Source organism: Marinobacter sp. PE14 (assembly GCF_053566155.1).
Map to the genome: position 1 here is coordinate 14,651 of NZ_JBQXNY010000007.1, position 11,996 is coordinate 26,646.

The following is an 11,996-nucleotide window of genomic DNA, read 5'->3' on the forward strand; positions in this document are numbered from 1 at the left end:
TGAAAAGGCTATTATAACCCCGCATAGGCGTGGATTTCTTCCGACCAACAGCGGATTCCTGTAAATCATGGCAGCAGATACACCAGTACGATCGGCCGAAGCGCTCGGCCCGGCCCCTTCGACACCTTCCGGAATGCAACAGGCCAAGCTTTTCAGGATCTACAACCACTACCGACTGGTGGTGAGCCTGATGCTGGTGGCACTGCTATTCGTGGATCCCGTCAACTTTGATATGCGCTTCCGACTGCTGGATTATTACCAGGCCGGCGTTTCCGCCTATCTCGGCCTGAACGCGTTTATTGCGTTGCTTCTGATCGCCGGATTTCACCCTAGCCAGCGCAACATAACGCTTTCAATTCTGCTGGACATTCTGATCATGCATGGCCTGTTGCTCGCCAGCACAGGCATTACCAACGGCCTTGCCAACCTCGTGATCGTGTCGGTGGCCGCGGGCAACATTCTGACGCCGAGCCGCATGGGAACCTTCTATGCAGCTCTGGCGGCCATCTGCTCCCTTGGGATCTCAGGGTGGGCAGTTCTGACCGTCGGAGAGTCGGCTGACGATATTGTTCGAGCCGGTTCACTGGGCATCCTTTACTTTGCAGCCGCTTTCGTCCTGCAAAGCATCTCCCGGCGAATGATGCGCAGCGAGGCATTGGCTACCAGCCGCGCCCGGAGCATCGCTGAACTTGAGAAGATCAACCAGCAGATCATTCAACGCATGCGCACCGGCATCCTGGTGCTCGACCGTTTCGGCCAGATCCGCCTTGCCAACGCCGCCGCCGAAGAGCTTTTATACGGCGCACCCAAAGCCTCGGCACCCATTCACGAGCGGGCGACCGTTTTGCCCAAGCCCCTCAAGCAAGGCCTTGACGCATGGCTGAAGGACCCGACACAGCGCATTGAGCCGTTCCAGCCCTCACCCACCTCGCCGCTGTTGCAGGCCAATTTTACTCAGCTGGACCAGGAGCGAGGCGACCAGATCCTTGTGTTCATCGAAGATATGAGCAAAGTCACCCAGCAGGCCCAGCAAATGAAGCTGGCATCGCTGGGCCGACTCACGGCCGGCATTGCCCATGAAATTCGCAATCCGCTGGGGGCAATCAGCCACGCGGCCCAGCTAATGGAGGAATCTCCTAACCTGGCCCCCGATGATCATCAGATGCTCGAGATCATCCGACGTCATTCCCGCAGAATGAATGGCATCATCGAGAATGTGCTGGATCTTTCCAGACGCCGCGCAGCCGATGCTGACCTGATTGAAGTTGCACCATGGCTCCAGGAGTTCCGGGAGGACTTCCTGCAGACGCAAGACAACGACTGCACAACCGCAAACATCATTCTGAAAATCGATCCACAACTGCCACAGGCGCGCTTCGATAAAAGCCAGATTGAGCAGGTGATGGTGAATCTTTGCGACAATGGTTTACGTTACAGTGAACAGCACTCGGGGCAACGAAAGATCGGCATCCATGCCGGGGCAACAGAAGACGGCGAGCGCACCTTTATCGACGTGCGCGACCAGGGCCCCGGCATCGCGCCGGAACACAGAGGCTCTGTCTTCGAACCATTTTTTACCACGGACAAGGCGGGCACCGGGCTCGGACTTTATCTGGCCCGGGAACTGTGCGAGGCTAATCAGGCACATCTTTCCCTGGTAGAAGATAACAAGCCCGGCTGCTGTTTCCGCATTACATTTGCCCACCCGGGGCGAATGATATGAACCGGCGCCGGCGGATATCGGGCGCTTGAACAACGACATGGAACCGACGACACAAGATGACCACATACACAGCGCTGATCGTTGATGATGAACCGGACATCCGGGAGTTGCTTGAAATCACCCTTACCCGGATGGGCATAAAGACCTTTACGGCGCCCGATCTCACCAGCGCCAGAGCCTTGCTGGAACAGAACACAATCCACCTCTGCCTGACCGACATGAACCTTCCAGACGGTAACGGCATCGAACTGGTGCAGTGGATTCAAAAGCACTCTCCGGCCACGCCAGTCGCCGTGATCACGGCTTACGGCAATATGGATACCGCGATTGAATCGCTCAAAGCCGGCGCTTTTGATTTTGTCTCCAAACCAGTCGAATTACCGCGACTACGGGAGCTGGTCAGCAGTGCTCTCAAGCTCTCGGAACCCAAGCCGGACGCAGACGAAGCAGCTGATGAGCCAGGCCTTCTACTGGGTAAATCGCCAGAGATCCGCAAACTCCGGAACCAGACCCGAAAACTGGCCAGAAGCCAGGCCCCCGTGTTTATCAGTGGCGAGTCTGGCAGTGGTAAAGAGCTGGTGGCCCGAATGATCCACCTCCAGGGGCCCCGTCGCGAAGGACCTTTCATCGCGGTCAACTGCGGTGCGATTCCCTCGGAACTTATGGAAAGCGAATTCTTCGGCCACAAAAAAGGCAGCTTTACCGGAGCCGTAGAAAACAAGGACGGCCTTTTTCGCTCGGCTAACGGAGGCACTCTCTTTCTCGATGAAGTGGCAGACTTGCCCCTCGCTATGCAGGTGAAACTGCTGCGCGCCATACAAGAAAAGGCCGTTCGGCCAGTCGGCGACACCAAGGAAGTGCCCGTCGACATCCGGGTATTGAGCGCCACCCACAAGAACCTGCCGGAACTGGTTCAGGAAGGCAACTTCCGCCAGGATCTCTTCTACCGTATCAACGTGATCGAACTGGCCGTGCCGCCCCTGAGAGAGCGGCCGGACGACATTCCCTTACTCTCCAACCATATTCTTGAACGGATCGCGAAAGAGTATGAGTGCGACCCTGCCTCGTTAACGCCCGCGGCCATCGAGAGACTCCGAGGCTATGACTTCCCCGGCAACGTTCGGGAACTGGAAAACGTATTGGAGCGGGCTTTCACCCTGTGCGACGCTGACCAGATAGACGCCGATGACCTTCATCTTGGGAATGGCGTACAGCATGCGGCTTCAGCAGCCCAGATCATTGCCGAAGGACAGGTTGGCGAGGGAGGGGGGCTTGCTGTACCTGATGGTGAAATCGATCTGGAGGGATATCTTGAGAACATTGAACGACAGGCTATCGAGAAGGCGCTTGAGGCGACGCGATGGAACAAGACGGCGGCGGCGAAGCGTCTGGGAATTAGCTTTCGGGCGTTAAGATATCGATTGAAGAAGTTGGGAATGGAGTAGTAAACGGTTACACTCTGGGTGCTTGAGAGCTTTCCAGTTCTAATAATGTAAACGGGATTTCAGGATGAAATCTTTCTCTCGGAGATTCAAGGATGAACGCCAGACTTCAGGCGGGCTTTACGCTCGTCGAGCTATTGATAGCAGTGGTTATTTTTTCACTGCTTATTACTCTTTCTATTCCCTCCTACACCAGTCTTGTCAACGCCAGTAAGCGCGATGCAGAGGTAAATGATCTGCTTGCTTTTATGGTAATGGCCCGACATGAGTCCATCATGAGCGGTGAAATCGTCACTTTATGTCCACTGAATACCATGAAGGAATGCGGCCGGGACTGGAACCAGGAGCTGCACCTGTTCAAGGATCCCGGAAATAAGCGGGCTTTGAGCGATGGACGGCAGGTTGTCCGCACTCTACCGGCAACTTCAACGGGGAAGCGAGTCGTACGGTCACTTTCCAGGAGTTTTTTCCAATACCGGCCCAACGGCATGATATTAAGCGACCTGGGCAACATCACCTGGTGCCCAGAGAATAAGGACCCCAAAGCTGCCGGGCATATCATTGTCAGCAAAGGGGGCAGGGTTCGGTTGGCAACCGACCTGGATGGCGACCAGATTCCGAACCGTGCTAATGGCAAAAATGTTGACTGTTAGCCAATATCACCAACAGTCCGCTTCCGCACCTCCACGAGCACCGCTGTTATCCAGGGTTAGCGTTCCGCAACGGTCCCCGGTTTGGGGGCCGGTCGGTTGTGCCTGCAAAGCAAAGGCGTTCTGCGTTACATTGCCGTTGAAGGTGAGGTTGTAGAAGGTCGTCCCCGTCCTTGGGGAGACCGTGAAGGGAAGCGCGGGCTGATTACCTCCCTCGAGATAGGAGTAGTCCTGAGAATACTGGCGCTCCATCCATTGCGCCAGCTCCAGGAGATCTGCTTGAGCATTGGTCCGACGGGTCTGACGGACGTTCTCCTGGTAAGAAGGATAGGCAATCGCGGCAATGATGCCGATGATCGCCACCACGATCATCAGCTCAATTAGCGTAAACCCTGCTGCCGGTTTCCTTATCATCATATTATTATCCTGAGCTGGTGTTTACTGAGTAAGTTCTCGCCAACCTTTACGACCAAGAGCTAGTCCGAATGGAGGCAGTGCGTCCAACTGCGCGCCGCATCCAGCGCAATCGTAGGCAAGATACTCGTCCCAAACCTTCAATTGCGAAGGAACCCCTTCGACTTTATAGCCCATTGCGTTATAGGTTGAGTCTTCGAAAGCACCGATGCTTTCGCCATCATCCAGCCCTACAAGGCCTTCTTGAATGTCGAATGCCATAATCCAGCCATCGCCGCCTCCCAGACATGGATCTTCACTGGGAATCAATGTGCTGACGTAGACATAATCACCACGAATAACACCATTGGTGACAATGCGTTCACCACTGACGGGCAGATGAGCGTACCAGCCAGACTTTGTTTCATAGTCGACAGCAGTACCTTCGGCAAACCTGATTATCTGGCTGACACCATCCACTTGCCCAGTACCAACCCGCAAATCGCGCTCAACCAGGTCCGCCTGAGTGACAGTTACTTTTTTGTCCGCGGTTTCCAGCACGCCGTAGAACGACTGTTCATCGGTGGAACTGGTGTCACTTCTTTCCAGATATTTACCTGTACCGAACAGGATCATCAAGTTCGGATCCTTGCCTGAGGAAGTGGACGGACCAACTGTCGGAGCACCAGTGATCGGTTTGTTTACCGTTACATAAGGGCGCGCTGAGCTTCCGGATTTGTAGGCAGAACCCCACCCGCCATTCTCTCCAACCGCAACCCACATGTTGCCATCCAGATCACCCGCATAAACGCGATCCGCTATATAGTCACTCGTGGTGTCGATAACGGTGAGTGCTGACAACCCATCACCAGTCTCAAATTCGATGTACTCGAAGTCTCCATTGTCCCATGTCCCATCGAGACCACCTTCCATGTCCAGCATGAAGAAACCAGTCGAGCCTGTGTTATACCCGCTCGGAACGAACGCCGTCCAGCGGTAGTCGCCGCCACCCCAATCAGCCAGCGATACAACCGGCGGCTGTACCAGGTTGCCAAGCTTTTCATGGGTGAACTCCCACAGGACCGTAGACTGAGCATTAGTCTCTGAGAACGAATCCGGGTCTGTGATATCCAGTGCGAAAATGCCCGGCGCGCCAGCACGTCCGCCACCAATCAGAACCGTTTTCCAACCCGCAGTTGACAGGCCACCCGCAGAATTTCGGCCTTGGATGTACATGTCGGTGACACGTGTTTCGAGGTCCACATAGTATCGGTGCTCATAACTCGGTCTTGTCAGATAATTCAGACCTTCACCAGTATCTGTGGAATATATAAAGTCCGGGATGTAGGCAAGCAATTCCTCGCCACCGTCTTCTCCGCTGGTGCCCTTGAATGCGTGCAACATGCCATCATTTGAGCCCGCATACACGACGGGGGTACGGTCTTCGTTGGACTTCCGGAACACAGAGTATTTGCCATCACCGAACGCAGAACTGTTGGGCCATTCAGAGTCCGGGGCCGCAACGAAGCGCGGAGTCGAGTTTACAATCGAGCCGAGGCGGCTGCTGCGTTTGCGGAAGTTCGTCAGATCGGTTTCGAACGAACGGTCGCCACGGAGATATGCAAGGCGATCCTCGGCAAGACTGGCGTCTCCGGTCGCCAGGTCGGCTTTCTGGTCAAGCGTCAAATCACTCCACCTGAACGGACGGCCACGGTCCCCGTCATAGGTAATAATGTTGCGTTCATTCGCAACGATGTCGCGCTCATCCAGAACCTCGCGCGCAGACCAACCTGCGGCACCTTCACCCGGAATCTCCGGCTCACCTTCCTCAGACGCCTGAAGCTCCACAGCCTTAACGTCACCGCTCCAGCCATTTGGATCGAAGGCAGCAGAGAAAAGCAGTGAACCCTCCTTGAATGAAGTAATGCTGAAGTCCAGACCAGTGGATGAACCTGCCCTAGCGCTGGCATCCTTGAGAATCGACGTTAGAGCACCTTCGAACTCCGAGGAATTTGAGGCACTGTAGAAACCGCCTCGACTGTTGACGGAAGCATGAAGCAGATCGTTGATCTTGTTTTCATTGGTATTGCCGCCCCACCAGTCTACGGAATTTCCGTCGAGAGCATTCTCAAAGGCGTCCTTAGGGGCCACAGTTCCTGTGACGCCCAGACCAACACCGTAAGTCACCATATGCTGCCAAAAAGCGGGGTTTCCAGGGCGCCGAACACTCTCATTATCGATGTCATCGGAAACAGGAACGTAGTTGTCTATGTCAGTGCGGAGGTCCCGCTTCCAATAATGCATTGCAATATCAGCGAGGGAAACGCGGTCATTGTAGGAGTCCGCGTATGGCTCGGATGGCTGGTACTGATATGGAGCATCGAGTCCGGTCGTGATATTCGGCCCGTCGGTATCGTCTGCGTAGGTACTAAGATCCGGGTCATAATCGCTTCCCGTATTGTAGTAACCATCAGTCATTAGTACTGTGAAACTTTGACGACATTCTCGTGCAGGATTAGTAATGGGATCGACAGAGCGAGACGGGTCGTCAGCCCATGCACGCTTACTGCCTTCATAATACTGCCCCGCACCCTCCAATGCCTGCTGCAACGGTGTAGATCCGCTTGCACTCTGGTCGTAAAGCCAGTCATAAAAGTCGTCCTTCACGTCGGCATAACGACGAACTCCCTGACGCACGGCTCGAACGGAAGCCCCATCCACGGTATTCCGGTCACGGTTGATTTCGCCCCAGCCCAGCCGAAACTCTTGTGAAAAATCACCCCCAAATGCAGTGCCAACACCCGCTTTGGAGAGCATCATGCGAGTTCTGTAATAAGAGAACCAGTTCGCAAAATTCTGTCGTTGATAGTCTGCATTTCCGGGAAGGTCATTGCTTGGAATTGTTTTTTTCTCCAAGCACGAAAATCGAGCCGGGGTGCATCCGTTGCCAGGAACGTACACGAACGCCCGATCTTCCTCTGCATCTTCACTTAGCGTGAACCCGAAGACATTATTGTATTCCCACCAATTTGAACCGAAGTATAAACGGCCGTAGTGGTAAAAATCGTCCATGATCGCTCGGTACTCATCAGAAAGATCGATACCGTTGCCACCGGAGTACCCGTCCAGTGGGGCATCGGTAAAACTGATATTGGGAAACTTCGAACCGTCGCTTCGGGTTGGCGGATCATAAGTTTCATTCGGATTGTAATAAATATTATTGAAAGTGGGTGAGGCGAGCTGTTCCCGACCCGCGACATCCAGGCCACAAAATGAGCTACCGTCGTAATTTACTTCACGATCACAGTTGGGCAACCTTCGGCCACTCAAGCTAATCCCCGGATCAACTAACTCATCTGGCATAAACCCCCACCGCATGGAGCCGGAATCATCCAGAATGAACAGCATGTTCGCCTCGACCGACCCACCGGCGAAGAGAGGCTTCTGAGCAAAATTAACCTCAGCATAGCCTGACACCGGAATACTGAGCAGCATACCCGCTGCCAAATGAAGCAGTTTCGATTTGGTAGTTATGTTCATCCTTCGTTACCTCCCGCGGCAACCTGATCCGGATCAAAGAAGTAGAAGCTCTCGATCATTTTTCGACTCTGTCCTGAAGGACCATTAGCCATGACAACAACGCGCACCGTTTCCGCGTCTGCAGAGAGTGAGCTGGATCCACCCGCAGCATCCCCCCGCCCCTGGTAGTTCAGGTTGCGAACAGACCCTTCAGCGCCACCAACATTTAGACTGACCAGACCTCGATATTCGATGAAGTACCTGGGCGTTATGCCATCAACCGCGTTGCCACTGAGCACTTCATTGCCCTCATTATCCCAGGTACCGTCATCAAAGACCGGCGGCGCGTATCCAATGTGGTACCAGCCATTTGCATTGCCGGTACCATCCGCGTTGCCAAAGTTATCCATATTGGCGAGGTTACCGAGAATGGCTTCTGCTTCCCGCAAACCAGCTTCGGCGGCCTCTAGTGCGAGGGTACTTTCTCTCGATGCTGTGGACATCCGCTCCTGCATGATTGATCCCTGCATGGATGAAGCACCCAGTATCGACATAATCAGGAGAATGACCAGCGACATCATCAGTGCGACGCCACTTTGGGCTTTGATTGAAATGTTCATCACCACCTCTCTAGCGTGACGCGTTTCTGACGTTCATGGTGAAGGTATAAACCCGGTACAGCCGGTTATCAGGTGCCTGGAAGTTGGGGCCGCCAGCACAGTCCGCCCAGCGCGGGAAACAAAGCGATTGCGCCCCATCAAAGAGGTTATTGTCGCCCCCACGCACCAGCAGACTTACCTCGACAGCCCGCACATTGTTCCAGTTAACGGCACCCGTCGACTCGGTCCAGTTATTCACCGGGTTGTTCGCGGTATTAGAAGTGCCCATTCTGACCCGCATATCGAACACTCCTTCTACCAGCTCCACAGGCGCCTGATTCGGCACTAGTCGCATGAGCGCTCTCTCACCGGTTACATTACTGGTCCCGACATACAGCGTTCGGTTATAGGGGCGCAGAATCTGGGCACCAGTGCCGTAATTATTCGATAAGCAGTTTGTACAACCGTTGTCGGAAAAATCGTTTCCCGGGTCATCTTCACCGCTATTTGCAACTAGAGTTATTTCTGCACCACCGCCGCCACCTTGCTGGATATTTGAGATCTGAAAGATGTCCGTGCCTGTGCAATCAGAAACTGCAATTATGTCGTTGACCTCAAGCCCGCCACGCACATTAACTTCTAGAGACGCCGATGTTTCAGGCCCAGTCGTTGATATCTCGTTTCCGTTGTTCTCCATACCGGAGAAACGAATGAAATGAGTGCCTGCAACGGCTCCAGCTGGCCGTTCAGCGTTCCTGGATGAGATCGGTGCATCGATGTCGAATTCATGGGCGTCGGCATCGAACTCTTCGTCAGTGTCGTCGAGATTGTTAACAACGTTTTCGATATTGCACCCAAAATATCCGGCACCACGGATTTCTCGGCCTAGAATTTCTGAGGCAATTCGCCCATATTCCTGTGTGCGTGCAGTCGCCTCCGTAATCCTGAACGACAGGTTATTGGAGTTGAAGATCTGGAACAGACCAACCGTCAACAGGGTTGCCAACACAAGTGCGACCATCAGCTCGACGATCGACAAACCTGCCTGTCGCTGAAACCTCATTCTCTGTACCTCACGTTTAGGCTGAAGGACCCAGTGACTTCTTCTTTCTCACCTGACTGACCACCTTCTGCCGATCCTGAACCAGGATCCAGTCGGTTCATCCTCTCTACCCACTGCACTGAAATCACAGCGGCACTTCCGCCATCCGCCTCAACCGTTCCAGTACTTCCCGGACCGAGGTCACCCTTCAACTGAGACACCCAGTCCTCCACTTCACCAGCGGCGGGAATACCCCGAATGGATCGAATGTATTCCGCCATCGTCTGGGTATGCATAATAGCAACAGAGCGACTATCGGCAGCTGCAGTCTGCTGCATCGATACCGTCTGCAGCCCGGCAACGCCAAGCAACCCTATCGCCATAATGATTAGTGCAATCAGCACTTCGATCATCGTAAAGCCGGAAGAAGCTCTTCTGTGCCGATTAAAATCACTCATCGACCTTCCCTCTCGAAACTGACTTAAGAACATGCCGGGGCAACCTGATCACGGGACGTTTGTCCGCCGGCGTTTATAACCACGGCAACACCAGCCTCTCCGTTCCCTGGGCACACCTGATACACCGTTGAAGCCCCGTTCTGCTTCATACCGTTACCGCTAAAAGTGGGGTCGACCCCTCCCGTTCGCGACAAGGTCACGCTCCCTGGCATTGGTTCGATCCTGCGGATGACCGTATTGACATCGGAAGCCAAGACAACTCGCAAGCCATTATTGTAGGCCCCTCCCACGGGTAAGACCTGAACCGGCTCGCCCCTGCGCACGGCCTCGGAGCGCGCAAAGTTGAGAATACCGATGACACTGTTTGCCGCAGATGTTTGGCGATTCGCCTCAATCAATCCGCGAAATCCAGGGACAGCAACGGCCGCTGTTATCGCAATCAAAGCGATCACTACCATCAACTCGACCAGCGTAAACCCGGCGTTTTTTCGTTTTGTCGTCATAGTTTCCTTCCACTTTGACCTATGAAGAGAATAGCGAGGGATACATCCTGTCTCTACAGGCATCTGACAGATGGTTTCTTTCCAGCGATAAACGGCGCGCCCTCTAAAATAATGTGACGAGAATCACACGGCTCCAGGGACGCTTAACTCGGGGGGGGGGATGACTGACTTCAGCGCGAACCCAGTCACATGAACAGTTGGACCGCGGGGGATGAGGCCCGGAAGAACAGCAAGTGGCTCTAATCTATTTCTGTAACCTCAATCCGCAACTCCCGCGGCATAGAAAACACAATATTCTCCTCACGCCCGGCAATCTCCTCCGGAACGCTCCCACCAAGCTCTCGCAGACGAGTAATCACATCGTTCACCAGAACCTCCGGGGCAGAGGCACCAGCAGTAACACCAACAGAGGTCTTCCCTTCCAGCCAGGCAGCATCGATCTGGGAGGCCTCATCTATCAGATAGGCTGGCGTGCCCATTCTCTCGGCCAGCTCGCGCAAGCGATTTGAGTTGGAGCTGTTCGGCGAGCCAACCACCAGCATCAGATCGCAGTCTCCAGCCAACTGCTTGACCGCGTCCTGACGATTCTGGGTGGCGTAACAGATGTCGTCCTTGCGCGGACCTTGGATCTCCGGGAACTTTGCACGGAGAGCGTCGATGACCCGGGCGGTATCGTCCATGGACAGAGTGGTCTGGGTCACGTAGGAGAGCTTACCGGGGTCTTTAACCTCGAGGTTGGCAACATCCTCCTCGTTTTCCACGAGGTAGATTTCACCACCATTGCTGTGGTCGTACTGCCCCATGGTGCCTTCCACTTCCGGGTGGCCGTGGTGGCCGATCAGCACGCATTCCCTGCCATCGCGACTATATCGCATGACTTCCAGGTGGACTTTGGTAACCAGCGGGCAGGTGGCGTCGAAAACTTTCAGGCCGCGGCGGGCGGCTTCGTTCTGCACCGCCTGGGAAACGCCGTGGGCGCTGAAGATAACGAGTTTGTCGTCCGGCACTTCGTCCAGCTCGTCCACGAAAATGGCGCCACGATTGCGCAGGTTATCCACCACAAATTTATTGTGGACCACCTCGTGCCTTACGTAGATGGGCGCTCCGAACACGTCCAGCGCCCGGTTTACAATTTCGATGGCGCGGTCCACGCCGGCACAAAAACCTCGGGGATTGGCGAGTCGGATCTGCATATCAACCTGCTATTCTGGTTAGTGGGCCGGGCCTGCCGGCTCCACGTCAATGATTTCTACTTCAAATGTCAGTGTACGCCCTGCCAGGGGGTGATTGAAATCCACCTCCACTTCGTCACCTTCGACGCGGCTGACAACTCCGGGCAACTCACTCTGGCGCGCATCGGCGAAGGAGATCATCACTCCTGGCTCCAGCACCATATCGGGGCTGAACTCATGGCGCTTGAAGGTCTGGAGGTTATTCGGGTTGTGCTGACCAAAGGCTTTCTCGGGCGGCACCTGAAAGCTGTCTTTGTCACCGGCTTTCATACCCATCAGGTAGGCCTCGAAATTCTCCGGCAGGTTGTCATCGCCGATTTCCAGGGAGGCCGGCTCTTTCTCAAAGGTCGAATCAATCACTTCGCCATCCGGGAACTTCAGGGCAAAATGAAGTTTTACCCGGGTACCCTTGTCGACAGGCAGTTCATTCATAAG

11 protein-coding genes are annotated in these 11,996 nt (G+C 54.5%); 3 read left to right on the forward strand and 8 right to left on the reverse strand.

The window, feature by feature from the left end:
• The first annotated feature begins 67 nt into the window (after positions 1-67).
• The 3 genes from ACWJ62_RS18345 to ACWJ62_RS18355 all read left to right on the forward strand — a co-directional run bounded on the left by ACWJ62_RS18345 (position 68) and on the right by ACWJ62_RS18355 (position 3,818).
• Positions 68-1,723, forward strand: coding sequence for a sensor histidine kinase (locus ACWJ62_RS18345; RefSeq protein WP_449287489.1), 1,656 nt, complete (start codon positions 68-70; stop codon positions 1,721-1,723).
• Positions 1,724-1,779: 56 nt separating this feature from the next.
• The gene (locus tag ACWJ62_RS18350) at positions 1,780-3,168 is read left to right on the forward strand and encodes a sigma-54-dependent transcriptional regulator (RefSeq protein WP_449287490.1); all 1,389 of its coding nucleotides are present in this window, start codon (positions 1,780-1,782) and stop codon (positions 3,166-3,168) included.
• A 92-nt stretch (positions 3,169-3,260) separates the two neighbouring features.
• On the forward strand, positions 3,261-3,818 hold the full coding sequence (locus ACWJ62_RS18355; protein WP_449287491.1) for a GspH/FimT family pseudopilin: 558 nt from the start codon (positions 3,261-3,263) through the stop codon (positions 3,816-3,818).
• Between the two features lie 6 nt (positions 3,819-3,824).
• On the opposite strand, the gene ACWJ62_RS18360 is transcribed toward ACWJ62_RS18355, so the two are convergent.
• The 8 genes from ACWJ62_RS18360 to fkpB form a co-directional block, all read right to left on the reverse strand.
• Entirely contained in the window at positions 3,825-4,232 is a 408-nt protein-coding gene (locus tag ACWJ62_RS18360) for a type IV pilin protein (protein ID WP_449287492.1), read from the reverse strand.
• A gap of 21 nt (positions 4,233-4,253) precedes the next feature.
• Complete coding sequence (locus ACWJ62_RS18365; RefSeq protein WP_449287493.1) at positions 4,254-7,748, reverse strand: pilus assembly protein; 3,495 nt, start codon at positions 7,746-7,748, stop codon at positions 4,254-4,256.
• Positions 7,745-8,347 (reverse strand): pilus assembly PilX family protein, encoded by a 603-nt coding sequence (locus ACWJ62_RS18370; RefSeq protein WP_449287494.1) that lies wholly within the window; start codon positions 8,345-8,347, stop codon positions 7,745-7,747. The genes ACWJ62_RS18365 and ACWJ62_RS18370 overlap by 4 nt, the downstream gene beginning before the upstream one ends.
• A gap of 10 nt (positions 8,348-8,357) precedes the next feature.
• Complete coding sequence (locus ACWJ62_RS18375) at positions 8,358-9,389, reverse strand: PilW family protein (protein ID WP_449287495.1); 1,032 nt, start codon at positions 9,387-9,389, stop codon at positions 8,358-8,360.
• Complete coding sequence (gene pilV / locus ACWJ62_RS18380; RefSeq protein ID WP_449287496.1) at positions 9,386-9,826, reverse strand: type IV pilus modification protein PilV; 441 nt, start codon at positions 9,824-9,826, stop codon at positions 9,386-9,388. Before pilV ends, ACWJ62_RS18375 begins: the two co-directional genes overlap by 4 nt.
• Positions 9,827-9,849: 23 nt before the next feature.
• Positions 9,850-10,329 (reverse strand): GspH/FimT family pseudopilin, encoded by a 480-nt coding sequence (locus ACWJ62_RS18385; RefSeq protein WP_449287497.1) that lies wholly within the window; start codon positions 10,327-10,329, stop codon positions 9,850-9,852.
• A gap of 239 nt (positions 10,330-10,568) precedes the next feature.
• A complete protein-coding gene (ispH, locus tag ACWJ62_RS18390) occupies positions 10,569-11,522 on the reverse strand; it encodes a 4-hydroxy-3-methylbut-2-enyl diphosphate reductase (protein ID WP_449287498.1) in 954 nt (317 codons plus the stop codon).
• An 18-nt stretch (positions 11,523-11,540) separates the two neighbouring features.
• On the reverse strand, positions 11,541-11,993 hold the full coding sequence (fkpB, locus tag ACWJ62_RS18395) for an FKBP-type peptidyl-prolyl cis-trans isomerase (protein ID WP_449287499.1): 453 nt from the start codon (positions 11,991-11,993) through the stop codon (positions 11,541-11,543).
• Positions 11,994-11,996: the final 3 nt, after the last annotated feature.